Genomic DNA, 25779 nt, shown 5'->3' on the forward strand with positions numbered 1-25779 from the left:
CGCGGAGCAGATCCGCGCCACCGTTGCGTGTCATGGTCGAAATCGACCAAACGCCCGCTGCGCCTCAGGCGTTCACGGGCGCCTCGTCACCGCTCGGATCGGTGGACTCACCGACCGTGCGCTTCGGCCCGGTGAACCAGCGCCGGGCCGAGACGAACCACCAGATGGCGATCGCACCGACGACCCCGACCAAGGTCAGTGGCGCGTAGTTCACCGTGGTCCAGGTGAAGTCGCCGTTCCACGGGTAGCCGCGATCGTCGGTCGGCAGGATGAACAACACGCTGATCACCGCGATCCACGCCAATGCGACGAGCCCGATCGGCCGATACCATTTCCCGAGTTGCCACGGGCCGGTCTGGAAACGCGAACCGTGCAGCTGCCGCAGCAGGATCGGGATGCCGTAGGCGATATAGAGGCCGATCGTTGCCACCGACGTCGCCGCCGCGTAGGCAGTCGGCGCGTTCGCGGCGGGCACCAGCATCGACGGAATCAGCAGCACGAACGCGAAGAACGAGATGAACAGCACCGCGTGCACCGGCACCTTCTTCGCCGACAGCTTCGCCCAGTAGGCCGAGCCGGGCACCGCGCCGTCACGGGAGAACGCGAACAGCATCCGCGAGGCGGAGGTCACCGAGGCATATCCGCAGAACAACTGCGCGACCGCCGCGATGATCAGCAGCAGTCCCGACCAGAACGAGTCGAGCGAATTCTCCAGGATGTAGATCACCGGATAGCCGCTGTTCTTCTCCGGATCCAGCGCGTCGTCCAGATTCGGAATGGCGAAGGTGACGGCCATGATGAGCAGATAGCCCGCGACCGCGGAGACGAGAATCGTATTGATGATGCCCTTGGCCGCCGAGCGGGCCGCGTCGTGGGTTTCCTCCGACATGTGCGCGGACGCGTCGTAGCCGGTGAACGTGTACTGCGCGTGCAGCAGACCGAGCAGGAAACTGAACGCCACGCCGCCGAAGCCGACCGCGCTGTTGTCCACGGTCTCGGTGAACACGAATCCGGCGCTCTGGTGGTTCTTCGCGCCGAAACCGAGTACCAGGACGAAGATCGCCACACCACCGACGTGCCACCACGCCGAGATATTGTTGATGACCGCCGACAGGTGCGGGCCGATCGCGTTCAACACCGCGTGCAACACCAGGATCGCCGCGAAGACCAGGAAGATCGCCGTGCGGTCCGTACCGATATCGATGCCGATCACGTTCAGCACCACGGTGGTGAAAATCGCCGCGCCGTAATCGATGGCGGCGGTCACCGCGATCTGGCCGATGAGATTGAACCAGCCGGTGAACCACCCCCAGACCGGGCCGCCCAATTCGGCCGCCCACCAGTAGAGTCCGCCGGAAGTGGGGTAGGCGGAAGCCAATTCGGCCATCGCCAAACCGACGAACAACACCATGATCGACACCAGCGGCCAGCCCCACGCCATGGTGATCGGGCCGCCGTTCGCCAAACCGATTCCGTAACTGGCCAATCCGCCGGTGAGAATCGAGACGATGGTGAAACTGATGGCGAAGTTGGAGAATCCGGACCAGGATCTCGCGAGATCCTGTTTGTAACCGAGTTCGGCGAGCCTGCGTTCGTCCTCGGACGGTGTTTCGGTCATGATCGCTCCCGAAGTGAAAACGCTGCCCTCATACAGCGTTTGCCAGAAGCTCAGTGTGAAGTAAAGCCGGGTGGATCACCGGCCGAACGGTCAACCCGGGGCGGCAGTCACCGGTTCCGTGTGCTATCGCGCCCCTCGCCCGTCCCGCCGACTCTCGATCGTGCCGCTCGACGAGGGCCCGCGCGGTGCGGGGCACGATCGCCTTCCGGGGCGAACGTTCAGCGGCCCCGGTCGCCGCCCTCGGCGCGTGCGCACGCATCCGTCGACCGGTGCTCCCGGCCGAGCGTCGCCGCACCGGCCGAGCAGGAACCGCTCGGTTCGCCGCCGCCGGGGGAGCGCACCGGAACCAACCCGGCGACGGAGGCGACGACGCCGACCGCCGCGAGTATCAAACCGAGGTCGGTGAGTTTGCGGTCCCAGCGCCCGGCCGGATCGGCGCCCGCGGTCCGCGGATTCGCCAGTCGCCAGCTCGCGGCCAGCACGAACGCCACCGCCGCGAACACCAGCAGCGGAATTCCCACCCCCGCGAGTAGTTCTCGTACGCCACCCATCGTCACCACCCCTGTTTCGTCCGGGCGAATCCAAACGACCCGCGACGCCCCCGGCGGCGGCCTCGCGCGGACGACCCCGCCCCCAGCGACGGGCAACTTATCGCACCCGAATCCGACCCGCAAGCGCGCCGACACCACGCGCGCCCGCGACGGTCCGCCACGTAGCGTGAGCGTCATGACCGAACGTCTCGTTGTCATCGGCGCCGACGCGACGGGCATGTCGGCGGCCTCACAAGCCCGCCGCATGGCCGGTCCGGCGGAGCTGGAGATCGTCGTGTTCGAGCGCGGCGGCTTCACCTCCTATTCCGCGTGCGGGATCCCGTACTGGGTGGGCGGATTGGTCGCCGAACGCGACTCGCTGATCGCGCGCACCGCCGAGGAACACCGCGCCCGCGACATCGATCTGCGGCTACACACCGAGGTGCTCGAAATCGATGTGGCGGGACAGCGCGTGCGCAGCCGCGACCTGGGCTCCGGCGCCGAATCGTGGACCGGCTACGACCAACTGGTGATCGCCACCGGCGCGCGCCCGATCCGGCCCGCACTGCCCGGCATCGACGCCGCGGGCGTGCACGGCGTGCAGACTCTCGACGACGGGCAGGCGCTCATCGACACCCTCGTCGCGACGGAGGGCAAACGGGCCGTCGTCGTCGGGGCGGGCTACATCGGCGTGGAGATGGCCGAGGCGCTGATCAATCGCGGCTACCGGGTGACGGTCCTCGACCGCGGCGCCGAGCCGATGTCGACGCTCGATCCGGATATGGGCGCGCTGGTCCGAACGGCCATGTGCGGCTTGGGAATCGAGATCGTCAGCGCCGCAGAGGTCACCGAGATCCGCACCGACGACAGCGGCCGCGTCCGCGCCGTCGCCACCGCCGACGGCGAATATCCGGCCGACGTGGTGGTGCTCGGCATCGGCGTGCGCCCCGAAACCGCGCTGGCTCGCGCCGCGGGTCTGCCGCTCGGCGAGTACGGCGGCCTGCTGACCGACCTGTCCATGCGGGTGCACGGCCACGAGAACATCTGGGCGGGCGGCGACTGCGTGGAGGTGCTCGACCTGGTCTCCGGCCGTCTGCGGCACATCGCGCTGGGCACCCACGCCAACAAGCACGGCCAGATCATCGGCGCGAACATCGGCGGGGGTTACGCGACTTTCCCCGGCGTGGTCGGCACCGCCGTGAGCAAGGTCTGCGATCTCGAGGTGGCCAGGACCGGTCTGCGCGAGAAGGACGCGCACGCGGCGGGCTTGCAGTACGTGACCGTCACGATCGAATCCACCAGCCGCGCGGGCTATTACCCCGAACCCGCGCCCATGACCGTGAAGATGCTGGCCGAACGGCGCACCGGGCGGCTGCTCGGTACGCAGATCGTGGGCCGTGAGGGCGCGGGCAAGCGGGTCGACATCGCCGCGGTCGCGCTCACCGCCCGGATGACGGTCGAGCAGATGACCGCCCTGGATCTCGGCTACGCGCCACCGTTCTCGCCGGTGTGGGACCCGGTGCTGGTCGCGGCGCGCAAGGCGGTGACCGAGGTACGGCGGCGCGGCTGAGTCAGCCGTCGCCGCGCTGGACCGCGACCACCGGGATCACGCGGGTGGTCTTTGCGCGGTAGTCGCCGAAGGCGGGCATCAGCTCGACCATCCGGTCATAGAGTTCGTCGCGTTCCGCGCCGGTCACGAATTCCGCCGCGCCATGGAACTTCTCGGTGCCGATCTCGACGGTGAGCTCGGGTTTCGCGCGAAGATTGTGATACCAGGCGGGATGCCGGTCGGCGCCGCCGTTGGACGCGATGAGCACCATGCGGTCACCGTCGGGCAGGTAGACCAGCGGGTTGGTGACCTGCCGTCCGCTCTTGGCCCCGGTAGTGGTGATCAAAACCATGTTGGTCCTACCCTCGAACATGCCGCCGACGCGGCCGCCGTTGGCGCGGAATTCCTCGATCACCCGTGCGTTGAAATCGCTCATCTCGGTCCTGTCCGGTCGCCGGTTGCCTCACGGCCAACCTGGGGTCGGCCGCGGAAATTCCGCCCGGCTCAGTTCAGCGCGTCGAGCAGCTCCGTCTTGCCGAACATGGTGGCCGCGTCGCGGGCCGACGGGGTGCCCGCGTCCGGGTCGGCGCCCGCCGCGACCAGCAGGCGGACGATCTCGTCCTCGCCCTTGAACACCGCGCCCGCCAGCGGCGTCTGGCCCTTGTCGTTGGCCCGGTTGGGGTCGGCGCCGCGCACCAGAAGCATCGCGACCGCGTCGCGGTGGCCGTGGTAGGCGGCGAGCATGACGAGGGTGTCGCCGTTGTCGTTGGTGAGGTCCGCGGGTACTCCGGCGTCGACGTAAGCGGCCAGCGCGTCGGCGTCGCCGTGACGCGCCAGGTCGAAGACCTTGCCCGCCAGTTCGATCACTTTGTCCGCATCGGAATCGTCTGGGCTCACCACCTCTTCCTACCAGGTTCGGCGGTTTCGCCGTGGCAACCTCGGGTACCGCGCCAGCAGATCACGCCGGAACCACGACACCAAGGAGGCGAGTTCGATGCCGGTATGCGATACCTGCGGCAACGACTACGAGAAGACGTTCACGGTCACCCGAAACGGCTCGTCGGCGACATTCGACAGCTTCGAATGCGCGGTCAGCGCGCTGGCGCCGATCTGCGAGCACTGCTCGTGCCGGATTCTCGGTCACGGCGTGCAGGCGGGCGAGCAGATCTACTGCTGCGCGCACTGCGCACACCAGGCAGGTCACCGCGCTCTCGTCGACCACATCTGAGGCACTCGGCGGGGCGCGGCGCGGGCCGGAGACGGCCCGCGCTCAGCCCGCGTCCATCGCGGCGCGCACCGCGCGTAGATCCGCGACGAATCCCTTGTAGGCCGTGTCGCGATCGGGTGCGCGCAGCACCGCAGACGGGTGCACCGTCGCGACGACCCGGTAGTCGTCGGAGAACACCACGTTGCCGCGCTCCTCGCTCACCTTGAACGAGGGGCCGAGCACCGCCTTGGCGGCGACCGCGCCGAGACACACCACGAGTTCCGGGTGTATCGCGTCCAGTTCGGCGGTCAGCCACGGCGTGCAGGCGACCACCTCGGTGCGTCCCGGCGTCTTGTGGATCCGGCGCTTGCCGCGTTCCTCGAACTTGAAGTGTTTGACCGCGTTCGTCACGTAGACGGTGTCGCGGTCGATGCCGACTTCCTCGAGCGCTTTGTCCAGCAACCGGCCTGCGGGACCGACGAAGGGGTGTCCCTCGATGTCCTCGCGGTCGCCGGGCTGTTCGCCGACCACGAAGACGGACGCGTTCGCGGGTCCTTCGCCGAACACGGTCTGCGTCGCGTCGTGGTACAGCTCGCAGCCGTGGCAACCGCACGAGGCCGCGCGCAGCGTTTCCAGGTCCGCGCCCGCGGGGACGAATTCCTCGGCGCCCTTGGCTTTTCCGGCACCCATCACCGGCTCCTTCCGCCGACGATCAGCTACCTGTGCGGGCTACCCGCGCCCGCCTCACCGAAACCGAGCGGCTCCTCGGGCAACGCGCAGCCCTCCAGGGTGGCGGCGGCCAGTTCGGCGACCACGTCGGCGACGTCACCGCCCGCGCGGAAGGCGCGCAGCTGACGCGTCGCGCCGTTGCCGCGCTCGAGCACCGCGGCGATGGTGTCGGCGACGAACTCGCGATCACCGAGTTCCTTCAGGGCGGGCTCGACGTGTTCCACCAGTTCGCCGAGCAGCTCGCGGGCGGGCAGCACGCGCCCGTCCATCGGCGCGACCGCGTCGCCGTCGATGCCGCTTCGCGCCGCTTTCCAATAGGCCGCGCGCAGCATCTCCGCGGCGACGGCAGGGGCCGTCCTGCCCTCGTCCAGCGACTGACGCGCCATGATCACCGTCGCGCGCACCAGCGTGGCGAGCAGCGTGGTCTCGGCCACCGTCGCGGGCACATCGCTGACCCGGATCTCCACGGTCGGATAGGTGATCGACCGGCGCACGTCCCAATAGACCATCTTCTCGTCGAGCATGATGCCGCTGGACAGCATCATCCCGACCAGATCGTCGTAGTCGTCGGCGCAACGGAAGTACGGCGGCGGCCCCGCGCTAGGCCAGCGGCGCCACAGGATGTTGCGCCAGCTCTTGTACCCGGTCTCCACGCCGCGGTAGATCGCGGAATTGGCGGTCAGCGCGAGAAACAGCGGAAGCCACGGCCGCAGGTAGTTGCTCACCTGCACGGCGGTCTCGCGATCGGGTACGGCCACGTGGACATGGCAGCCGCACAGACCCTGCTCGTGGGCGAGCATTCCGAAACCGTCGGCGATGCGGCGATAGCGCGGAGTATCGGTGACGGGGTAGTGGAGCGGGACCGTCGGCGGGATCGCCACGGCGAGCAGGCGGGCGTCGTTCATCTCGGCGCAGGAGGCGACGCCGCGGCGCAGATCGCGCAGTTGCTGGGCGAGGTCGCCGGTGCGGGTGTGAACGCCGGTGTTGGTCTCGATCTGGCAGCGCGTCAGCTCCAACTGCAGGTCGAGACCGAGATCCTCGGCGGTCCGGGCGACCGCGTCGTTCTTGGCGGTAGGAGCACCCGTGCGCGGATCGGCGAGGAGGAATTCCTCCTCGACCCCGACCGTAGACGAGTCCACGTCCATGTGGGTAGGTTACCGCGCTGACCTGAGGCTATGCCTCGAGCTCGAGCTAATTCGGGCAGCGGCCCCGGTAGAATCGGACCAGGCGGTCTAGCGTCGGCCGTGCCTGCTCTCGGCCTGCGCGACCACGGGAGAGTGGGTGATGAGCGCACGCGACGGTCTCGGCCTGCGGCGGTTGCCGCACAGCACTCGGGTGCTGGTGATCACGGCCGTGCTGTTGCTGGCCGCCTTGATCGTCGTTCCGCGCTTGGTCGGCGCGTACGTCAGCTGGATGTGGTTCGGGGAGGTCGGTTTTCGCGGCGTCTGGCTCACCGTGCTGCTCACCCGGCTCGCGCTGTTCGTCCTCGTCGCGCTGCTGATCGGCGGCGCGTTGTTCGGGGCGATGTGGCTGGCGTACCGATTTCGTCCGCTCGTGCTGCCCGACACGGGGGACGAGGACGTCCTGCGTCCCTATCGCACCGCCGTGTTGCGACGGCCGCGGCTGTTCGGCCTCGGCATCGCCGCCGCGCTGGGCCTGCTGTGCGGTCTGATCGGGCAGTCGGGCTGGGTGACGGTTCAGCTGTTCATCCACGGCGGGTCCTTCGGGCTCTCGGATCCCGAGTTCGGCCACGACGTCGGCTTCTACGTCTTCGATCTGCCGTTCTACCGGCTGCTGGTCAACTGGCTGTTCGTCGCGACGGTCCTCGCGTTCCTGGCCTGCCTGGCAGCGCACTACCTGTTCGGCGGCCTACTCCTTTCCGGGAAGGCGAGCGGGTTGAGCCACGCGGCTCGCGTCCAACTCGCGGTGCTGGCAGGCACATTCATCACCCTCAAGGCGGCCGCCTACTGGCTCGACCGCTACTCGCTGCTGTCCACCCGGAGCAAGGAGCCCACCTTCGCCGGTCCCGGCTACACCGACATCAACGCGGTGCTTCCCGCCCGGCTGATCCTCTTCGCGATCGCGGTCATCTGCGCGGTGGCGGTCTTCGCCGCCGTCGTGGTCCGGGACCTGCGCATCCCGGCGATGGCCGCCGCGCTGCTGCTGTTGTCATCGATTCTGGTCGGCGCGGTCTGGCCGCTGTTGGTCGAGCAGCTCTCGGTCCGCCCGAACGCCGCCGATATGGAGCGCGTCTACATCGAACGCAACATCACGGCCACCCGGCAGGCGTACGCGATCGGCGGCGACCACGTCGAATACCGTGACTACCCGGGAATCGGCACCAAACCGCCGCCGGAGGTGCCCGCGGACGTGACCACGATCGCCAACGCGCGCCTGCTGGATCCGAACGTCCTCTCGCGAACCTTCACCCAGCAGCAACAGCTGAAGAACTTCTACAGCTTCCCCGCGCATCTCGACCTCGATCGCTACCGCATCGACGGGGAACTGCGCGATTACGTGGTGGCCGCCCGCGAGCTGACGCCGAACGCGCTGAGCGGCAACCAGCGGCACTGGGTCAACCGGCACACCGTCTACACGCACGGAAACGGATTCGTCGCCGCGCCCGCCAATCGCGTCAACGCCGCGGTGCGCGAGGCCGCGGGCGACGCCGCGAGCAGCAATAGCGGATACCCGATCTACACGGTGAGCGACATCGCCTCCCAATCCTCCGGGCAGCAGGTGATTCCGGTCGATCAGCCGCGCATCTACTTCGGCGAAGTGATCGCCGAGTCGGACCCGGACTACGCCATCGTCGGCGGCGGCGCCGAACCCCGCGAATACGACACCGACGCGACGAAATACACCTACACCGGCTCCGGCGGCGTGCCGATCGGTAACTGGTTCAACCGGATGGCCTTCACCATCTTCTACACCGAACGAAACATCATCTTCTCCAAGGCGATCGGCGATGATTCCAAGATCATCTTCAACCGGGACCCGCGCCATCGCGTCGAACTCGTCGCGCCCTGGTTGACGACCGACCACAACCCATATCCCGCGGTCGTGAACGGGCGAATCGTCTGGATCGTCGACGCCTACACCACCATCGACGGCTACCCCTACGCCAAGCACACCTCACTCGACATGCTCGAGCCGCCCGGCGAGACCGGTGGGCGATCGCACGACATCTCCTACCTGCGGAACTCGATCAAGGCCACCGTCGACGCCTACGACGGCACCGTCACCCTGTATCAGGTCGACCAGGACGACCCGGTGCTCGCCGCGTGGATGAAGGTATTCCCCGGCACGGTCGAACCCGAGGAGTCGATCACCGACGAGTTGCGGGCGCACTTCCGCTACCCGGAGGACCAGTTCAAGATCCAACGCGAGATGCTGGCCAAGTATCACGTGGACGAGCCGCGAGAGTTCTTCACCACCAATGCTTTCTGGTCGGTGCCCAGCGATCCCACCGTCGAGACCAACCCGCACCAACCCCCGTTCTACGTCCTCGTCGGCGACCCGGGCAGCGCCGAGCCGACGTTCCGGCTCGCCACCGCGATGGTCGGATTCAACAGGGAATTCCTCTCCGCCTATGTCTCCGCGGACTCCGATCCGGAGAACTACGGCAAGATCACCGTCCTGCAACTGCCCACCGACACCCTCACCCAGGGTCCGCAGCAGATCCAGAACTCGATGATCTCCGACACCAGGGTCGCCTCCGAGCGGACGCTGCTGGAGCGCTCGAACCGGATCCAGTACGGCAACCTGCTGACCCTGCCGATCGCCGACGGCGGTGTGCTCTATGTCGAACCGCTGTTCACCGAGCGAATATCCAACGCGCCCAACGGATCGACGTTCCCGCAGCTCGCGCGGGTGCTCGTCAGCTATCGGGAGCCAGGCACCGGCGGCGTCCTCGTCGGTTACGCCCCGACCATCGCCGAGGCGCTCGTCCAAGTCTTCGGTCCCGAAACGGGTCGGCTCGCCACCGCACCCGGCGGTGGTCCCGCGGCGCCGCCGCCACCGGGGCAGCAGCCGCTCCCGGCGCCACCGCCGCAGGCACAGGCCCCGCCACCGGTGGATCAGGCGCGGCTCGCCGAGCTCAACGCGCAGATCGACGCCATGCGCGAAGCCCTCGACCGGCTCCAGCGGGAGCTGAACGAACTCGGCATTCCCGGTCGATAGTCGTTGTCGCCGAAGGGTATTCGTCAGTTCCTGCGATACACCACCGGCAGGTCGTCGGGCCGCGCGTCGACGCGCGTATCGAACCCGCGGCTGATCTCCCGGATGGTCTCGCACAGCCACCGTGCCTCGTCGGGTTCGGCCGTTTCCAGGCGCATGCGCCGCATCCGCAGCGGAATCATGCGCAGCCGTCCCGCTCCGGAATCCAGATCGACGAGAAACAGCAGGCGCAGGTCGGTGCGATAGCTCTCGTGACCGTGGATGCCTTCGTAGTCGTCGATGACATCGCCGCACCCGTACAGAATCGGTTTGCCGCGGTAGAACTCGATGGGCCGCGGATGGTGCGCCGAATGTCCGTGCACCACATCGACTCCCGCGTCGATCAGCCGGTGCGCGAAGCGTTGTTCGCTCGGCGTCACACGGTAGCCCCAGTTGGGTCCCCAGTGGATCGAGACGATCGCGACGTCCTGATCGCCGGTGGCGGCCAGTACCACGGCGGCCACCTCGTCGGCGGCGGTGGCGCTCGGCGTCTCACCGATCCGCCACAGGCCGAGCCGATCATGACGCGCCGCCCAGTATTCCGGAACCCCGCTCGAGCCGGCGGCGACCGAGACGATCACCGCCCGGCTGCCGTCGCCGAGTTCCGCGGTCGCCGGGGCGCGGGCGCCGTCGAGATCCGTTCCCGCTCCGGCGTGGTCGATGCCCGCGGCATCGAGGGTGTCGAGGGTGTCGGTCAGCCCGTGCGCACCGAAATCGAGCACATGATTGTTGGCCAGGGCGCAGACGACCGGCGCGATGGCGGTCAACACGGGAATGTTGTCCGGCCGCATCCGATAGTGGATGCCCTTGGCGGGTGCGAACGTTCCGTCGGCGGTGATGGCGGTCTCGAGGTTGATCAGTCGGGCGTCGGCTTGCGCGAGCAGTGGCAGCGCGTCGCCCCATGGCCGCCGGAAATCCACCGGAAGGTCGAAGACGCCGTTCGCCTCCTCGGCCAGCTCGACATACATCCGCGCGTCGCGCACATACCGTTCGCGCAGCAGCGGGTCGCCGGGATGCGGCAGGATCTGATCCACCCCGCGGCCCAGCATGACATCGCCGCCGAGCAGCACCGTCGGCATACCACCATTGTCGATCACCGAGCGCCGGTCCGGGGACGACAATGGTCGTATGACCGCCGGTGTCGAACTGCGCGTCTACGCCGAGCTGAACGACTTCCTGCACCCGGACCTCCGGTACACGGCGCAGCGGCGCCCGATGCGTCCGCACCAGACCGTGAAGGACATCGTGGAAGCCGCGGGCGTTCCGCACACCGAGATCGATCTGATGCTGGTGAACGGCGTTTCCGTCGACTTCGGCCACCACCCGCGCCCCGGCGATCGGCTCGCGGTGTACCCGATGTTCGAGACGCTGGACGTCGGGCCGCTGACCCGGGTGCGCGCCCGCCCGCTACGCGATCCGCGCTTCGTCGTCGACGTCAACCTCGGCGGGCTGGCGCGGCTCATGCGCTTGATGGGACTCGACGCCCGCTGTGAATGGGACGCCGACGACGCCGCCCTCGCCGAGATCGCGGCCGCCGAACATCGCATCCTGCTCACCCGCGACCGCGGACTGCTGGCGCGGCGCGCCGTCACCCACGGCGTCTTCGTGCACGCGGATCGTCCGTTCGAGCAGATCGTCGAGCTGATCCGCCGACTGGATCTGACCGATCGGCTCGCGCCGTTCAGTCGCTGCCTGCGCTGCGGCGGCCTCCTCGCCGACGTCGCCAAGAGGGACGTCATCGACCGGCTCGAACCACTCACCCGCCGCTACTACGACACCTTCCGCCAGTGCGCGGACTGCGGCCGCGTCTACTGGCCGGGCTCACATCAGCGTCGGCTCGACGACATGGTCGCCCGAATACGCGCCGCGAGTGGATGAGGTCACGTGCCGCTCACCTGTTGCGCGAGGAACATGTAGCTCTTCTCCTCGACGCGCTGCCGGATGCGCCAGCTTCCGTCGACGCGGGCGAAGGTGTCGAGGTACCAGAGCCCGCACAGCATGAGACTCTGCGCGCCGTCCTCGCCCGCGACGAGCATCGGGTTGTGGCACATGGTGCGTGCCGTCGCGGTGTCGCCGTGCACCGTGATGGAGGAGTTGCTCACCAGGTGCTGGAAGGCGGGGAAGTTCGGCATGACGGCGGCGAGGAACTGCTTGGTGGAAACCAGATCGCCCGCGGGCCCGCCCATGGCCGTGTAATCGATGTGGGCGTCGGCGGTGAAGATCTCGTCGAGCAGGTCCCACTGCCGCGTGTCGACGGCGTGCGAGTACCGGACCATCAGGTCCTCGATCTCGAGCCGGTCCGAAATCTCCTGCAATGACAGCATGGGTGCCTCCGAAGCTCCGATACGGCGGGCGTCGCCCCACACTAGAACACGTTCCTGCGCCGCGCCGGAAATCCCGCACCCGCAAAGCCATTCGCGCTGGACGCGTCGAACTGCTACGACGGTTGGTCGGCGCCGTCCGGACCGGGGGAGTACGGCGAAACGATCGCGGGGCTCCAGGTGAAGGGTGGTGAGTCGGAAGCGGGCGTTCCAGCGGCCGCCGCAAGGGGTTCGTTGTTACCGGTGAGCCGGTGGACGGTTCGTTCGAGCGCAGGCAAAATCTCGGTGATCGCCAGATCCTCGTTGGCGAAGCGACCGACGAGGGCATAGACCATATTGCTCAGGACCAGCCCCACGTCTGCGATGTAGTCGGCGTCGATCCCGGTGAAGAGAACGGTCGCGGCGGGCAGGACGGCGTCGAAGCCCTGGGTGTCGAGTCGCTGACCGCCGGGGCCGGACCGCGCGCGGTAATAGGCCGTCAGCATCCGAGGGTTGCGTTCCCACGGCTCGAACACGTACCGGACCAACCGCAGCAGACCGTCGGCCAGCGACTCGTTCTCCTGCGGCGGCGCCAGTTCGGTGTAGATGTTCGTGGCCATCCACTGTTCGACCGCGGCGAGAATCAGTTCGTCCCGCGTTGGATACAGCTTGTAGACCGTGGCCAGCGAGACGTGCGCCTGCTTCGCGACAGCGCGCAGTTGAACCGCGTCGTAACCGTCGGAGTCGAGCAGCGAGAGCACGGTGTCGATGATCTTGGTTGCCGTCTCGGTCTCACCAGTCCTTGCCACCCGCCAACCGTAATCCAGTCGTCGGATGACCGCGGGCGCCGCACCGCCGAGCCGCCGCGAAGGGCGGCTCGGCGAAGACGATCAGATGCGCGTTCCCACGTCGTGTGCGACGAGATTGTCCAGCGCCCTTTCGGCGACCGCGGCGATGGTCATCGAGGGATTGCAGGCCGCGGTGTTGCCCGGCATCAGCGCACCGTCGAGGACGTAGAGTCCCGGCTGGTCGTGCACCCGGCCGTCCAGATCGCAGACCGCGCCCATGCTCGCACCGCCGAGCGGGTGCCAGGTCGAGGGGAACAGCGCGTTGGTGTCGAGCAGCATGCCGTCGGGCCCGGCGATCTCGTGCACGGCGGGACCGATGTGGCTGTCCTGGATGCCGCGGTCGCCGTGCTCCGGCCAGTGCAGGATCGCGTCGTCGCGGGCGGCGTCGTAGGTGAACGCGCCGCGTCCGTCGCTGACGCCGTAGCCGACCAGCATCGTGCTGGCGGGATCGAGCGAGAGCGGTGGGATGGACGCCTGGATCACGGTGTAGGCGGCCCGCGGATCCGTCCAGTTCTTGCTGCCGTAGATCACCGGACCGCCTTGCGGCGCACCGAATTCCGCGGAGGGATCGGTCCAGACGTAGATGCGGTCGGCGTTGGTGCCCCAGCCCTGACCGAGTCCGTCCGGCAGATCGGGGATCAGCCCCTTCGCGCCGGCGCGGACCAGCAATCGCGTGGTGTTGAGACTGCCGGCGGCCATGATCAACGCGCGCGTGGTGAGGATCTTGTTCTCGACCACCGCGCCGCTGGTGTCCAAGCGCTGCACGTGCACCGTCCAGCGACCGTCTGGTGCGCGCTCGACATCGGTGACCTCGTGCAGCGTTTCGACCCGCACCAATCCGGTGGCTTCGGCGGCGGCGATGTAGGTGACGTCGACGGAGTGCTTTCCGCCGTTGTTCACGCCCATGGCGCCATCGCCGTTGGTGTAGGACGCCTTCATCTCCCCGCGCAGCTCGGCGAGCGCGAAATCCCAATCGATCGGCATCGGGATCTTCGACAGCGGCATTCCCGCCCGGCGCACCCGGTCGGCGAAGACGCGCGCTGCCCGATAGTTCTCGGTCGCGATCAACTCGTCGGGCGCTTCGGCCAGGCCGAGCATCCTCGCCACCCGCGGGTAGTGCACCCGGTTCATGGTCGCCCAGTCCAGCTCCTGCGGAAAATGCGTGTCGAACACCGCTTCCGCGGGTTGCAGCGACATGCCCTGGTAGACCAGCGACCCGCCGCCGACCCCCGCCGCGCACAGCGCCGTCATGTTCACCCCCGGCACCGCCTCGACCAGGCCGGTGTAGGGCTCGAACAGCAATGGCGCACCGAAGAGGTTCGGGCTCGACCGGCACCACAGCAACCGCTTGTCCGGGGCGGAAGCGCGCGGGAACGTCTCGGCGTTCGGGCCGGTGGGCCAGCGCAATCCGCGCTCGAGCACCGTCACCGGCACGCCCGCTTCCGCCAGGCGCAGCGCGCTGACTCCGCCGCCGAAGCCGGAGCCGACCACCACGACGCGATGCTCTTCGTAGGTCAGCGGGACGGAGTTGACCCGCGCGGCGACCGGAGCGGGCGCACCGATCGAGCGGACACCGAACAATACGGCGCCCGCCGCAGCGGCGCCGGTCAACATCGACCGGCGCGAGATAGCAGTCATCACAGGACCTTCGTCGGGATCGTCGTGCCACGCCCAGGGACACCGATGTCCCTGGGCGCCGGGGAAATTCAGTCGATGGTGCAGCCGGACACGGGCTTGTCGGCGAGGCGATCGAGGAGGTAGGTGATCGCATTGTCGGGGCCGAAGCCGTCGATGAGTTCCGGTCCGAAGTGATTGGGGATCGTGGCGCCAGGGAAGATCGGCGGCAGGTCGTTGGTGCGGAACGTGACGGTGGCGCCCTTGGCGCACCAGTCTTCGGCGAGTTGGCGGGCCTGGTTGTAGGGGACGGTGTCGTCGTTGAGGCCGCTGGTGATCAGGACCGGCGTGGCGGGCTTCATGGTGCCGACGCGCAACTCGCTCAGGGCGGGAGCCGCTTCCGGGATCGCGTGCAGGTGTTCGGTGAGCGATCGGCCGTCGATCGTCATCGAGTTGGTCCGCAGGAACGGGTGATGGGTGATGACGTCGCCGATGCACGAGGTGCTGAGCGTGTCCAGCATGGCGCGGCCGGCGGGGCTGGTCACCCGGTCGACCGCCGTGTGCAGGTCGGGGTAGCGGGCGAGCATGCCGTTGATGGCGAAGCCGATGGCGCCGCCGATCAGCGCGCCGTCGATGCGCTCGAGAATCTTCGCCAGATCCGCGACGGGACCGCCGGCCCATGTCCCCTTGAGGTTCAGTTCCGGCGCGTAGCTCGGCTGCATCTCCGCCGCCGCGGCCGCCGCGCCGCCACCCTGCGAGTAACCCCAGAACACCACGGGGGTTTCCGGTCCGACGCCCGCCAGATGGTTGGCCGCCCGGGCGCCGTCGAGCAGGGCGTGCGCGCCCTCGATGCGATTGGCGAAGGTATGAATACCGGGCGTGCCGAGGCCGATGTAGTCGGTCACCAAGACCCGGGCGCCCAGCGAGCTCCACACCGCCGACGACGGGAGTTCCTGATTCGCCGACAGTCCCGGCGAGGGATCGGTGAACAGCGCCATTCCGGTCGAGAACGCCACCGACATCGCGCACCGGTCGGCTTGGCCCGAGGTGCCCGGACCGATGACCACGGTCGGGCGCGGTCCCGGCCCCTGCCACGGGCCGGTGGCGTCGATGAACGTTCCGGTCACCGCGACCGGCGACCCGTCCTGGAATCGCGTGGTGTACATGACGTGCTGCGCCTGGCCCGGCCATCCCTCGAGGGTCGGCGCGGTCGCGAACAGCGGCATCGGCTGGGTCTTGATGATCGAGCCCGGTTCCGCCGGGATCTGCGCCGGTGGTGTGTAGAAGGCGCTGACCTCGTCGGCCGCCGCTTCCGTGACGTCCACCCCGACCCCCGCCACCGCCGTGGCGCAGGCAACGGCCACCGCCGCCGCCATCCTGGCGGACCGCGATAGCGACCGCCTTCCGTGCACTCGCTGCATCGAAAACTCTCCGTGAAGTTCACCCCCGACGCCGTCGCCGGAGTGTCCTGTGTCGCACGGCGCCGGATGCATGACACCCGTCACAGCGCAACGGGCGGTAGAGTAACACGGTTACTGAGAGGTTTGGGACCTTCCGGTGTGGGATTCGATTCCGGGCGCGCTGAGGCGTGGCAGGATTCGCCGCACGCCGTGCAGAGTCGCGTCAACCGCAACAGAACGGGTTGTCGCACGGATCGCCGACTTCGCTGCCGTATGCGACGAAGCGCCGGATCGGCGCCACGACCTTCTCGGCTGTCACAGAGTCCAGCAGGGGAGTGGACTCGCCAAGGCGTGGTCGCCATGCCGATGGCGCGTCGTCGACGTCAAAACGCCGCGTGCCGTCGACGAAGAGCGTCCAGAGCGGGTGATCGGGAAACCCGTTGAGCCGCAGGACCCACCACGAGCCGTCCACGACCGCGGCAACGGGGAACTTCGCGTTCCCGGTCCGTCGCCACTGCGGTCGGGCATTCAGCTCGGGGCGCGTCATCCCTTCAGTCTGCTCGACCGAACCTGGCCAGCGCAGCGGCGCCGAAGACCGGACGTGAAACGCCGCCGCCACCCCATGCGCTCGGGTGCGGCGGCGGCGTGAATCCGGCCGAATCAGACGCGATTCGGCTGCCAGGTCGTCACGGCCCAGATCACCACGACGTCGAGTGCGATCACCAGTACCGACCACCACGGGTAGTAGGGGAGCCACAGGAAGTTTCCGAGGAGGGACAAGCCCGCGAGGATCACCGCGACCACCCTGGCCCAGCCCGCGCCCGCCATCAATCCGAGCGAGGCGAGCACCAAGAGGATGCCGAGGATCAGATGCACCCAGCCCCAGCCGGTCGTGTTGAACTGATAGATGTACTCGGGCCCGGCCACGTAGATCTCGTCTTTGGCGATCGCGGAGATTCCCTGCAGGATCGACACGATGCCGGTGATCATCAGCAGGAATGCCGCGCCGATCGACGTCCCGGCCGCGACGGCCTGGCTGACGGGATAGTCGTTGGTTTCGGTTGGCCTGGTCATGGTTCACACCTCCGCTGGTTCGTGGATTCGCGATTCACTCGGCTCCCCGTGCCTGCCGGAGCGGTAGGGGTGCCTCGACTGGTTCCGGTCGAGCGATCCGGGTTTCCTCGGATCTCCCGCCGGACGGCGCCGCGTACGGCGATCCAGGTGGTGTGCGAAGAGTATGAGCGGGACGGTTTTTCGAATATCCCGAACGCTTCCCCAGAAGCGCGGAAACGCATACGAATTCGAGCTGGCAAGCAGCCCGCGAATCCTGCGCCTTCCGCGTCTGTGGAGGACGACTCGCTTGGCCAGGCGGCTCCTTGTGGATTTCGGCGACTAGGGCTCGAGTTTCCTCGGACATCCCATCGGTCGATGCGGTAATAGGCCCATCGATAACGGGATCACACACGCCATTGTGTGTGATCCAGACCACAATATCATCAGCAATTCCACCGTACGGTGTCGGTCCGATTTCCGCGCACCTTCCCCGTTCGGTCTCGTGCGGGCGCACACTGAAGGGGAGCGCTTCCGAACGGGTGGTGTGCGACGTTCGGGCGGGCAGCCCGCGAACTGTGCCACGTCCAATTCACCCTTACCGAAGGAGCGCTTGTGAATGCCTATCCAGCGATTGCCGAGCACGGCATCATCGGCGATCTGCAGACCGCGGCCCTGGTGTCCTCGGCGGGAACCATCGATTGGTGGTGCACGCCCAGGTTCGATTCGCCGAGCGTTTTCGCTTCGCTGCTGGACAGCGAGCGCGGCGGATTCTGCCGGCTGGCCGTGGAATCCACCACCGAGGACGCCGCGGTTCGCCAGTTGTATCTGCCGGACACCGCCATTCTCGTCACCCGGTTCATGGCGCCGGACGGCGTGGGCGAGGTCGGCGATTTCATGGAGCCGATCCGGGAGCCCGTACCCACCGACCGACACCGGCTGGTGCGAGTGGTCCGCGTGGTGCGCGGAACCCTGACATTCACACTGACCTGCCGCCCCCGATTCGACTACGGGAGGGCCGAGCACACACTGGAACAGCGCGGCGAACGAACGGCGGTCTTTTACGGGCCGGATACGGACCTGCATCTACAAGCGAGCGATCCGGTGACGCTGCACGCCGAAGACGGCGACGTCACGGCACGGTTCACGCTCTCGCAGGGCGAGACCGCGGTGGTGGTCTTGACGAGCATGGGGAGCGAGGGGCCCGCCCCCGCCGCACCGGAGCGCGACGACACCATCGCCGACCTCGAGCGGTGTCGCCGTTTCTGGCAGTCCTGGCTGCGTTCGTCCACGTATCGGGGCCGGTGGCGGGACATGGTCAACCGCTCGGCGATCACTTTGAAGCTGCTCACCTACCTGCCGACCGGCGCGCCGATCGCCGCGGCCACCATGGGCTTACCGGAACAGGTCGGCGGCGAACGCAACTGGGACTACCGATACACCTGGGTCCGGGACGCCTCACTGTCGGTGCGGGCCCTGATCGATCTGGGATTCACCGAAGAGGCCTACGCCTTCCGGCGCTGGCTGCGCGACCGTCTCGAGGCCGGCGACACCGCCTCTGGTGAACCGCTGCAGATCATGTACCGGATCGATGGCGACCCGCGCCTGGAGGAAGAGGTACTCGACCACTTGGAGGGCTACCGCGGATCCGCGCCGGTGCGGGTCGGCAACGCGGCGGCCGATCAGATTCAGCTCGACATCTACGGCGAGGCCGCCGACGCCATGGCTCAGTCCTCGGACATCGGCGGCATCTGGGGATGGCGGGTGTTCGCGAATCTCCTCGACTGGCTGACCGAGCACTGGGACCGGTCCGACGAGGGCATCTGGGAAACCCGCGGCGGCCAACAGGAATTCACTTACAGCCGGCTGATGACCTGGGTCGCGTTCGATCGAGGCATCCGGTTGGCCACCGACTACTCCCGGCCCGCGGATGTGGCGAGCTGGACGCGGGCGCGGGATGCGGTCTTCGCCCAGATCGTCGATCGGGGCTGGAGCTCGAAACGGCAGGCGTTCGTGCAGCACTACGCCACGGACGTGCTCGACGCGTCGCTGCTGCTGATGCCGCGGATGGGCTTCCTGTCGCCGCTGGATCCGGCATGGCTGAGCACACTCGACGCCATGGACGGCGAACTGGTCAGCGACAGCCTGGTCTATCGCTACGACCCGGAGGCGTCTCCGGATGGCTTGCGCGGCGTCGAGGGCACCTTCAACCTGTGCAGCTTCCTGTATGTCGAGGCGCTCGCACGCTCGGGCCGGTTGACCCAGGCCCGCTACGCGTTCGACAAGATGCTCACCTACGCCAACCACGTCGGGCTCTTCGCCGAGGAGATCGGCCCCTCCGGCGAGCAGCTCGGCAACTTCCCCCAGGCCTTCACCCATCTCGCCCTCGTCGCCACCGCCATGGCCCTCGACGAACAACTCGACCGCGCCGAAGCCGGATCGGCGACGACCGAATAGGTGAGTAGCCGATGGCCGATACCGGTGCGCTCGCCCCACCCCGCGGGGTGCTGGTTCCGCTGGCACTGGCGCAGTTCATCTGCAGTTTCGCCGGTTCCAACATGAACGTGATGATCAACGACATCAGCGCCGATCTGAACACCACGGTGCAGGGTGTGCAGACCGTCATCACGATCTTCCTGTTGGTGATGGCCGCCCTGATGATTCCGGGCGGGAAGATCACCGACCGGTACGGCCGCAAACGCTGTTTCATGGCGGGTCTGGTCATCTACGGCGTCGGCGCGGTGCTGAGCGCGCTCGCACCGGGGCTCGGCGTGCTGGTTCTCGGCAATTCCATTTTGGAAGGCATCGGCACCGCGATGCTGATCCCGCCCGTCTACATCCTGACCACGCTGTTCTTCACCGAAGCCACCTCCAGGGCAAGGGCTTTCGGCGCGATCATGGCACTGGGCGGGATCGGCGCCGCGGCGGGACCGCTCCTCGGCGGACTCATCACCTCGGGGATCGGCTGGCGCGCGGCGTTCGCGTTCCAAGCGCTGGTGGTCGCGGCGATCGTGCTGCTCGGCCGCCGCATCGAAGATCCGGTGCGCCCGGACCCGACCGTGCCATTCGACATCCTGGGCGCCGTGCTGTCGGCGGTCGGACTGGTGCTGCTGGTCATGGGAATCCTTGCCGCCGACAACGACATCCGGCTCATGCTCGTGCTGATCGCGGCGGGCGTGGTGGTGCTGGTGTCGTTCTTCCTCTCGATCCGCGCGAAGGAGAAGGCGGGCCGCGTGCCATTGATATCGACAAGCCTGTTCCGCAACCGCACGTCCAACCTCGGTCTCGTCACGCAGAACATCCAGTGGCTGGTGCTGATGGGAACCTCGTTCGTGGTCGCCGCGTACCTGCAAGTCGTTCGCGGTTACAACGCCATTCAGACCGGCGTGATCTTCACCGCGGCCACGGTCGGGCTGCTGGTGACGTCGCTCGGCGCGGCACGGTTGGCGCGCAGACGTTCGCAACGCACCCTGATTATCGCGGGATTTCTGGTGACCATCGTCGGTATCAGCGCATTGCTCGCGCTGGCGGGCCGCTTCGAAACCCCCTGGGCGTTGTCGCCTGGGCTGCTGCTGATCGGGTTGGGACTCGGCGTGATGTTGACGCCGTCGGTCGATATCGTCCAGTCCAGCTTCGGTGAAGACCAGCAGGGCGAGATATCAGGGTTGTCGCGTTGCGTCTCGAATCTCGGTTCCTCGCTCGGCACCGCCATCGCGGGCACCATCCTGGTCGCGGGTCTGTCGAGTCACGCCTACGCCGCGGCGATGACCACACTCGCGATCATCGCCATAGCCGGCCTCCTCGCCGCCACAGCGCTGCCGCGAGACGACGTGGCGCATCCCGCCGGAGCGTCCGATGCGGTCTGACAACGATGTGTCATCGAGCTCGCACGCGCTGCTGCACGGCCCGCTGTTCTCGCGCACCAGGCCGCTGGATCGCGACAACGCGGCGAGCCGCATCAGCGCCTACATCTACGGCAATGTTCTGGTTCTTGCAGCGCTGGTTCCGGTAACCACGGGCGAGAAGTACGTCGGAATCCTTGTGGTCCTCGGGACGGCGTTGTCCACGTTCGTCGCGCACGTCTTCGCCGAAGCGGTCGGACACAGCGTGCGTCATCGAAGTCCATCGACGCGAGTCGAGACACTGCGCGAATTGCGCAACTCCGTCCCGATTCTCAGTTCGGCGGTACTGCCGTGCGTCGTTCTGGCGATTGGCTGGATCGGATGGGTCGAGCCGAGAACCGCCCAAGTCGCCGCGGAACTCGCTGTGCTGGTCCGCATCGGCGGCATCGTGTTCGTCATCGGTCGGCTCAAAGGCGAGCGCCCGACTCGGGCATCCGTGCTGGCCGCGGTCTTGCTGACGGTGGTCGCCGCGACCGTCGTGATCGTCAAGATCCTGCTCACCCACTGAGGATTCGCGCCTTCTCCGCTTCGAACTCCGCTTCGGTGAGCACCCCTTGCGCTTTGAGTTGGGCGAGTTCTTTCAGCGCCGTGATTCGGTCCATGTCGGTGCCGCCGCTCGGTGGCGGTGTGGGCGGTGGCGCGTATCGGTCATAGGGGTCGGGCTGCGCCTGCTCCTGCGCCGCCCACCGCTCGCCCTGGCGCCGGGAGACCCGGTTCGATACGGCGGTCGCGGTTCCGGAGATTACTGCGGTGCGGGCTACGCCGCGAAGCAATCCTGGCATGACACCCTCCCTATCGACTTTCCGTCTCGAGCAGTTCGAGCGACGACAGCAGGCTTTGCACCGGAATCCGCCCGGAAGCGACGAGCTGGGCGCCCTTGCGGCGCAGTGCGGACGCGAAGGGCGCTGCCCACCTGTTCTCGTAGACCAAGATCGCCGCCGAGCATCCCGGCTGGAGCACCCCGGCTGCTTCGCTGCGGTCGGCCTCGTCCAGGAGGCCTGATCCCGCCTCGGCGAACAGGGTGATGTCCAGGTCCCCTTCGAGGCCCACGTCGGTGATGTCGATTCCGGCGAGGGAACCGTCGGCATCCTTTCGGACGAACGCCAGATCCAGCACTCGAATGATGCCGCGCTCGACGAGGTCGCGCAGCAGGGGAAGCGCCGAACCGTCCGGAGGTCGATCGGCGGGAAATTCGATCACGAGATAATCGACCGGGCCTAACGCGTCGATATCGGTTTCGGTCACGGCAACCCTCTTTCCATCATGAGAAAGAGCCGTATCAGCTTGGCTCGCTTACATATCGCTCTCGATGTGGCAGCGGTTTCGGCTGGTTGTGCGGGGTGAAGATCGTTCTCGAACGCACCGTGCGCGGTGCTACTCTCAGGCATAGCGTACGCCGCTGATCAGCCCGGGTCACTGCACCGCAGCCGCAAACCGGACCGTGCAGGGCGCTTCCCCATTTCCACATGGGTGAAACAGAAAAGGCCTTCTGTAGACAAGTCCTTCAGAGAATTATGGCGGTTGCCGACCACGACGCTGCCGTGTTTGCCCGAGTCCGTTCCAGGAGTTGGAATATCGATGAATGCCAACGTGCCGGGGGACGCGCCCGACGAACGGCTGAGCACCGAGGAACGCGCCGAACTCGACCGGCTTCGCGCGGAGGTGGCCGCGTTGCGAGCGGAGGGTCGCGGCGGCGCACGGCCGCGGCGGCACGCGTGGCGGTGGACCGCCGTAGCCGTCTTGGTGGTGCTGGTCGCCATGCTGGCGATCACGACTGTGCTGGCCCGGTACGTACGGAGCCAGATCCTCGACACGGACCGGTATGTGACCACGATGGCGCCCTTGGCCTCCGACCCAGCCCTGCAGAACGAAGTCGCGAACACCATCACCGACGAGATCTTCGTCCGCGTCGACATCGAAGGCATGACCGCGGACGCGCTGGCCGCCCTGACCGAGACCGTTCCGGCGGTCGAGAACCGGCCGCGCGTCGATCGCGCGGTCGAAGGGCTCGCGCCGGTGATCGCCCAGCAGACACGCGACTTCGTCCACGAGACGGTGCTGTCATACGTGCGCAGCGACGAGTTCGAGGATCTGTGGATACAAGCCAACCGCGCGGCTCACACCAAGCTGGTGGCGGTGGCGACCGGTCATGTCGCCGGCCCCGAGTCGGTGACCGTCGACGAGAACGGCACGGTGAGTATTTCGCTGGGGACGGTGATCGAGAACGTGAAGGCACGGCTGCTCGATCGCGGCTTCACGTTCGCCGAGAAAATCCCCGCGGTCGACAAACAGCTCGTGTTGTTCCGATCCCCGGAGCTGGTCCGGGCACAGCGCGCGGTCGACAATCTCGACAAGGCTTCGGCGGTACTGCCGTGGGTGACGATCGCGATCGCCGTGGCCGCGATCGCCGCGGCGCCCGCGGGCGGCCGCAGACGCGCCTTGGTCTTCGTCGGGCTCGCGCTGGCGGCGGGCATGCTGGTCCTCGCGATCGCGCTGATCGTCGCCCGCGCACTGTATCTGGAGGACATGCCCGCTGACGTGCTGTCACCGGACGCGGCCACCGCGATCATCGACACCGTGCTCGTGCCGCTGCGGACCGCGCTGCGCGGAGTCGCCGTGCTCGGCCTGGCGATCGCGCTCGGCGCCTACCTCACCGGAGATTCCGCCTCGGCCACGGCGATGCGCCGTCGGTTCGGGCGCGGCATGGACGCGGTGCGGCGATCGCGGCCGCCGAATGCGGTGGAGCGGTGGGCTTTTCGAGTTCGCCCGGCGCTACGCTGGACGGTCATCGGCATCGCTGCCCTCGTGCTGGTGTTCTGGCGCTATCCCACCGGGCTCGTGGTCGTGTGGATCGTCCTCGGCGCGCTGCTGGCGTTGCTCGCGCTGGAACTGCTGATCCGTCCCGCTGCCGCCCGGCAGCATGCCGAGGCCACGGAGCGAGCCGACACCTGACCCGCGCGGCTCGTCCTCGGTGATGGCCGGGACTCGCCGGATGGCGGGGGAGTCGGTCGGCTGCGGCTCCTGCCGATCGCCCGTGGCCGGTCCGCGAAGATACCGACCGAGCGGGGACTCGTCGAGGGCGAGCGCCTTGGTGATCGTCGCGGCGCCGACCACCACCGCCGACAGCACGAACAGCCAGCTGATCGACGTGAACACCGGCCCGAGCAGTCCGAACCTCGTGTACGCGGTATCGGTGATCCTCGGCAGCACGAGCCTTCCCGCGGCTCGGACGACCGTCAGGCCGGACGCTGTGAGCGCCCCGGTCATCCACAAGACACGGCCGGACAGCTTTCCCATCGTGAGCAGGTACGGACTGATAGTCCAGACGAGCATCCAGACCGCCAGCTCACCCGCGATGGCGAGCGGCACACCGACGTAGCGCAGCCCGGTCAGTTCCCTGATCGCGCCGAGGAGCACGGCCGAGAAGGCAACGAGGAGAAGGACGACGAGCCATCGCCACGCGTTGCGCACCCGGATCGACGGCACGTTCCAGATCTTCGCGTAGATTCGCGCCAGCGCTTTGGCGAACGAGGTGCCGCTGATGAGGACCATCAGCAATCCGACGACTCCGAACGCCGCGAAGGTGGGATCGGTGACCGTGAAGGTGCCCACACCGGACACGAGAATCTCCGTGTCGAAGCCGAGCTGGTCGTTGATCGCCCGACCCGCCAGATCCCAGTAGGGCAGGAAAGACCCGGCGATCAGCACGGGCAATACCGAAGTGAAGATTTGGGCCGCGAGGGTCATCGATCGGTCGACTATCTCGATCTCGACGAACCCGTCGACGATTCGCCGGAGGGTGCGAGGCCAGCCGCTGGCCGATTCCATCCGCGCGGCGAGATCCTTCGCCAGCTTGCCGAACAACCTCGTCGACCGCATATCTCGACTCAACAGCACCCCCGGTGTGTTGTCATCACTTCACGGCGGTGGATTTGTGTAACGTTTGCAGCCGAGAATCAATTCTCTCCCGCATTCGGCCGGTAGTGATCCGGCGTTCGTGCGCACCACTGTTCGGCAGCCATTTCTAGTTGTTTCTGGATACGGAGGCGTTGTGGACTGGGAGTCGTGGCAGCAAAGCTGGGATACGCAGCAGGAGTTCTATCTGCCCGAACGCGAGGAACGATTCCGGGTGATGCTGGATGTGGTGGCCGCCGCGGCGGGGCCGACTCCGCGAGTGCTGGACCTCGCCTGCGGACCCGGCAGCATCAGCCGACGGTTGTTCGCGCGATTCCCGGAAGCGAGATCCGTCGCCGTCGACATCGATCCGACGATGCTCGCGATAGCCCGGGGATCGTTCGACAGGGATTCACGGATCACCTTCGTGACGGCCGACGTGGCCGAACCCGGTTGGATCGATTCCCTGCCGGACGAGTCGTTCGATGCTGTGCTCACCGCGACGTCCTTGCATTGGATGAAAACCGATCCGCTGACCCGCTTGTACACCGACCTCGCGAAATTGGTTCGACCGGGCGGAGTCTTCGCCAATGCCGATCACATGCCCGACCCCGATACTCCACTGCTCAACGCGCTCGACGAAACCATCCAGAAGTCCCATCAGGAACGCGCCCGCATCACCGGCGCACTCGACTTCGAGCAGTGGTGGGCCCAGGTAGGACGCGATCCAGCTCTGGCCGAGGAATACGCGGGTAGCCGCGCGATCTTCGATCAGCACAGCGGGGGAGACGAACATCCGATCGCGTGGCACTGCTCGCGGTTGAAGGAGGCCGGGTTCCTGGAGGCGGGTGTGGCGTGGCGGTCCATCAACGACGCGTTGGTCGTCGCGATCAGGTAGTGATTCCGGGGGTTCGGTGTGC

The 25779-nt window shown here is 67.5% G+C and carries 24 protein-coding genes; 9 read left to right on the plus strand and 15 right to left on the minus strand.

Annotation, left to right across the window (positions count from 1 at the left end; genetic code table 11):
* Positions 1-64: 64 nt before the first annotated feature.
* The gene (locus AB0H49_RS05115; RefSeq protein WP_355001536.1) at positions 65-1618 is read right to left on the minus strand and encodes an amino acid permease; all 1554 of its coding nucleotides are present in this window, start codon (positions 1616-1618) and stop codon (positions 65-67) included.
* Positions 1619-1836: 218 nt separating this feature from the next.
* On the minus strand, positions 1837-2169 hold the full coding sequence (locus AB0H49_RS05120) for a hypothetical protein (protein ID WP_357247330.1): 333 nt from the start codon (positions 2167-2169) through the stop codon (positions 1837-1839).
* 175 nt (positions 2170-2344) lie between these two features.
* On the opposite strand from AB0H49_RS05120, the gene AB0H49_RS05125 reads away from it, so the two are divergent.
* A complete protein-coding gene (locus tag AB0H49_RS05125) occupies positions 2345-3718 on the plus strand; it encodes an FAD-dependent oxidoreductase (RefSeq protein ID WP_357247333.1) in 1374 nt (457 codons plus the stop codon).
* 1 nt (position 3719) lies between these two features.
* Here AB0H49_RS05125 and AB0H49_RS05130 read toward each other — a convergent pair whose 3' ends face one another.
* Positions 3720-4133, minus strand: a complete 414-nt coding sequence (locus AB0H49_RS05130; RefSeq protein WP_357247336.1) for a nitroreductase family deazaflavin-dependent oxidoreductase — start codon at positions 4131-4133, stop codon at positions 3720-3722.
* Between the two features lie 68 nt (positions 4134-4201).
* Positions 4202-4597 carry an ankyrin repeat domain-containing protein gene (locus AB0H49_RS05135; protein WP_355001532.1) on the minus strand — a complete coding sequence of 132 codons (396 nt, stop codon included), beginning with the start codon at positions 4595-4597 and terminating at the stop codon, positions 4202-4204.
* A 94-nt stretch (positions 4598-4691) separates the two neighbouring features.
* Between AB0H49_RS05135 and AB0H49_RS05140 the strand changes: the two genes are divergently transcribed.
* A complete protein-coding gene (locus AB0H49_RS05140; RefSeq protein ID WP_355001531.1) occupies positions 4692-4925 on the plus strand; it encodes a hypothetical protein in 234 nt (77 codons plus the stop codon).
* Positions 4926-4967: 42 nt separating this feature from the next.
* Here the strand turns inward: AB0H49_RS05140 and AB0H49_RS05145 are convergent, their stop codons facing one another.
* Both AB0H49_RS05145 and AB0H49_RS05150 read right to left on the minus strand, forming a co-directional pair.
* Positions 4968-5594 (minus strand): UdgX family uracil-DNA binding protein, encoded by a 627-nt coding sequence (locus tag AB0H49_RS05145; RefSeq protein WP_355001530.1) that lies wholly within the window; start codon positions 5592-5594, stop codon positions 4968-4970.
* 26 nt (positions 5595-5620) lie between these two features.
* Positions 5621-6778 carry a glutamate--cysteine ligase gene (locus AB0H49_RS05150; protein WP_357247341.1) on the minus strand — a complete coding sequence of 386 codons (1158 nt, stop codon included), beginning with the start codon at positions 6776-6778 and terminating at the stop codon, positions 5621-5623.
* A 139-nt stretch (positions 6779-6917) separates the two neighbouring features.
* On the opposite strand from AB0H49_RS05150, the gene AB0H49_RS05155 reads away from it, so the two are divergent.
* Positions 6918-9815, plus strand: a complete 2898-nt coding sequence (locus AB0H49_RS05155; protein WP_357247344.1) for a UPF0182 family protein — start codon at positions 6918-6920, stop codon at positions 9813-9815.
* Positions 9816-9838: 23 nt separating this feature from the next.
* Here AB0H49_RS05155 and AB0H49_RS05160 read toward each other — a convergent pair whose 3' ends face one another.
* Positions 9839-10930: a CapA family protein gene (locus tag AB0H49_RS05160; protein WP_357247347.1), complete on the minus strand. Its 1092-nt coding sequence runs from the start codon at positions 10928-10930 to the stop codon at positions 9839-9841.
* Between the two features lie 49 nt (positions 10931-10979).
* Here AB0H49_RS05160 and AB0H49_RS05165 point away from each other — a divergent pair, with 49 nt between their 5' ends.
* Positions 10980-11729, plus strand: a complete 750-nt coding sequence (locus AB0H49_RS05165; RefSeq protein WP_355001526.1) for a Mut7-C RNAse domain-containing protein — start codon at positions 10980-10982, stop codon at positions 11727-11729.
* Between the two features lie 2 nt (positions 11730-11731).
* Here AB0H49_RS05165 and AB0H49_RS05170 read toward each other — a convergent pair whose 3' ends face one another.
* The 6 genes from AB0H49_RS05170 to AB0H49_RS05195 all read right to left on the minus strand — a co-directional run bounded on the left by AB0H49_RS05170 (position 11732) and on the right by AB0H49_RS05195 (position 17087).
* Positions 11732-12175, minus strand: a complete 444-nt coding sequence (locus AB0H49_RS05170; RefSeq protein WP_357247350.1) for a nuclear transport factor 2 family protein — start codon at positions 12173-12175, stop codon at positions 11732-11734.
* Between the two features lie 113 nt (positions 12176-12288).
* A complete protein-coding gene (locus AB0H49_RS05175) occupies positions 12289-12960 on the minus strand; it encodes a TetR family transcriptional regulator (RefSeq protein WP_355001524.1) in 672 nt (223 codons plus the stop codon).
* Between the two features lie 81 nt (positions 12961-13041).
* Positions 13042-14637: a GMC oxidoreductase gene (locus AB0H49_RS05180; RefSeq protein WP_357247353.1), complete on the minus strand. Its 1596-nt coding sequence runs from the start codon at positions 14635-14637 to the stop codon at positions 13042-13044.
* Positions 14638-14705: 68 nt separating this feature from the next.
* On the minus strand, positions 14706-15977 hold the full coding sequence (locus AB0H49_RS05185) for a lipase family protein (RefSeq protein WP_357247356.1): 1272 nt from the start codon (positions 15975-15977) through the stop codon (positions 14706-14708).
* A 259-nt stretch (positions 15978-16236) separates the two neighbouring features.
* Positions 16237-16560, minus strand: a complete 324-nt coding sequence (locus AB0H49_RS05190) for a hypothetical protein (RefSeq protein ID WP_357247359.1) — start codon at positions 16558-16560, stop codon at positions 16237-16239.
* A gap of 113 nt (positions 16561-16673) precedes the next feature.
* Positions 16674-17087, minus strand: a complete 414-nt coding sequence (locus AB0H49_RS05195; protein WP_355001520.1) for a hypothetical protein — start codon at positions 17085-17087, stop codon at positions 16674-16676.
* A 591-nt stretch (positions 17088-17678) separates the two neighbouring features.
* On the opposite strand from AB0H49_RS05195, the gene AB0H49_RS05200 reads away from it, so the two are divergent.
* The 3 genes from AB0H49_RS05200 to AB0H49_RS05210 are packed head-to-tail and all read left to right on the plus strand — an operon-like array spanning position 17679 to position 21473.
* Entirely contained in the window at positions 17679-19520 is a 1842-nt protein-coding gene (locus tag AB0H49_RS05200) for a glycoside hydrolase family 15 protein (protein ID WP_357247362.1), read from the plus strand.
* 11 nt (positions 19521-19531) lie between these two features.
* A complete protein-coding gene (locus tag AB0H49_RS05205) occupies positions 19532-20929 on the plus strand; it encodes an MFS transporter (protein WP_357247365.1) in 1398 nt (465 codons plus the stop codon).
* Positions 20930-20936: 7 nt separating this feature from the next.
* Positions 20937-21473 carry a hypothetical protein gene (locus AB0H49_RS05210; RefSeq protein ID WP_357247956.1) on the plus strand — a complete coding sequence of 179 codons (537 nt, stop codon included), beginning with the start codon at positions 20937-20939 and terminating at the stop codon, positions 21471-21473.
* On the opposite strand, the gene AB0H49_RS05215 is transcribed toward AB0H49_RS05210, so the two are convergent.
* Both AB0H49_RS05215 and AB0H49_RS05220 read right to left on the minus strand, forming a co-directional pair.
* The gene (locus AB0H49_RS05215) at positions 21463-21747 is read right to left on the minus strand and encodes an SHOCT domain-containing protein (protein ID WP_355001517.1); all 285 of its coding nucleotides are present in this window, start codon (positions 21745-21747) and stop codon (positions 21463-21465) included. The two genes, AB0H49_RS05210 and AB0H49_RS05215, sit on opposite strands and share 11 nt — an antisense overlap.
* Before the next feature lie 10 nt (positions 21748-21757).
* A complete protein-coding gene (locus AB0H49_RS05220; protein WP_357247368.1) occupies positions 21758-22210 on the minus strand; it encodes a DUF6325 family protein in 453 nt (150 codons plus the stop codon).
* A 333-nt stretch (positions 22211-22543) separates the two neighbouring features.
* On the opposite strand from AB0H49_RS05220, the gene AB0H49_RS05225 reads away from it, so the two are divergent.
* Together AB0H49_RS05225 and AB0H49_RS05230 are read left to right on the plus strand one after the other, a co-directional pair.
* Entirely contained in the window at positions 22544-23917 is a 1374-nt protein-coding gene (locus AB0H49_RS05225) for a hypothetical protein (protein WP_357247959.1), read from the plus strand.
* A 1099-nt stretch (positions 23918-25016) separates the two neighbouring features.
* On the plus strand, positions 25017-25757 hold the full coding sequence (locus tag AB0H49_RS05230; RefSeq protein ID WP_357247371.1) for a class I SAM-dependent methyltransferase: 741 nt from the start codon (positions 25017-25019) through the stop codon (positions 25755-25757).
* Positions 25758-25779: the final 22 nt, after the last annotated feature.

The organism is Nocardia sp. NPDC050713 (assembly GCF_040654315.1).
Taxonomy (GTDB): Bacteria; Actinomycetota; Actinomycetes; order Mycobacteriales; family Mycobacteriaceae; genus Nocardia.

Bases quoted from the DNA above. Each gene is read 5' to 3' on its own strand.
- AB0H49_RS05115 (WP_355001536.1), bottom strand. From the start codon at position 1,618: ATGACCGAAACACCGTCCGAGGACGAACGCAGGCTCGCCGAACTCGGT.
- AB0H49_RS05120 (WP_357247330.1), bottom strand. From the start codon at position 2,169: ATGGGTGGCGTACGAGAACTACTCGCGGGGGTGGGAATTCCGCTGCTG.
- AB0H49_RS05125 (WP_357247333.1), top strand. From the start codon at position 2,345: ATGACCGAACGTCTCGTTGTCATCGGCGCCGACGCGACGGGCATGTCG.
- AB0H49_RS05130 (WP_357247336.1), bottom strand. From the start codon at position 4,133: ATGAGCGATTTCAACGCACGGGTGATCGAGGAATTCCGCGCCAACGGC.
- AB0H49_RS05140 (WP_355001531.1), top strand. From the start codon at position 4,692: ATGCCGGTATGCGATACCTGCGGCAACGACTACGAGAAGACGTTCACG.
- AB0H49_RS05145 (WP_355001530.1), bottom strand. From the start codon at position 5,594: ATGGGTGCCGGAAAAGCCAAGGGCGCCGAGGAATTCGTCCCCGCGGGC.
- AB0H49_RS05150 (WP_357247341.1), bottom strand. From the start codon at position 6,778: ATGGACGTGGACTCGTCTACGGTCGGGGTCGAGGAGGAATTCCTCCTC.
- AB0H49_RS05155 (WP_357247344.1), top strand. From the start codon at position 6,918: ATGAGCGCACGCGACGGTCTCGGCCTGCGGCGGTTGCCGCACAGCACT.
- AB0H49_RS05160 (WP_357247347.1), bottom strand. From the start codon at position 10,930: ATGCCGACGGTGCTGCTCGGCGGCGATGTCATGCTGGGCCGCGGGGTG.
- AB0H49_RS05165 (WP_355001526.1), top strand. From the start codon at position 10,980: ATGACCGCCGGTGTCGAACTGCGCGTCTACGCCGAGCTGAACGACTTC.
- AB0H49_RS05170 (WP_357247350.1), bottom strand. From the start codon at position 12,175: ATGCTGTCATTGCAGGAGATTTCGGACCGGCTCGAGATCGAGGACCTG.
- AB0H49_RS05180 (WP_357247353.1), bottom strand. From the start codon at position 14,637: ATGACTGCTATCTCGCGCCGGTCGATGTTGACCGGCGCCGCTGCGGCG.
- AB0H49_RS05190 (WP_357247359.1), bottom strand. From the start codon at position 16,560: ATGACGCGCCCCGAGCTGAATGCCCGACCGCAGTGGCGACGGACCGGG.
- AB0H49_RS05195 (WP_355001520.1), bottom strand. From the start codon at position 17,087: ATGACCAGGCCAACCGAAACCAACGACTATCCCGTCAGCCAGGCCGTC.
- AB0H49_RS05205 (WP_357247365.1), top strand. From the start codon at position 19,532: ATGGCCGATACCGGTGCGCTCGCCCCACCCCGCGGGGTGCTGGTTCCG.
- AB0H49_RS05215 (WP_355001517.1), bottom strand. From the start codon at position 21,747: ATGCCAGGATTGCTTCGCGGCGTAGCCCGCACCGCAGTAATCTCCGGA.
- AB0H49_RS05225 (WP_357247959.1), top strand. From the start codon at position 22,544: ATGAATGCCAACGTGCCGGGGGACGCGCCCGACGAACGGCTGAGCACC.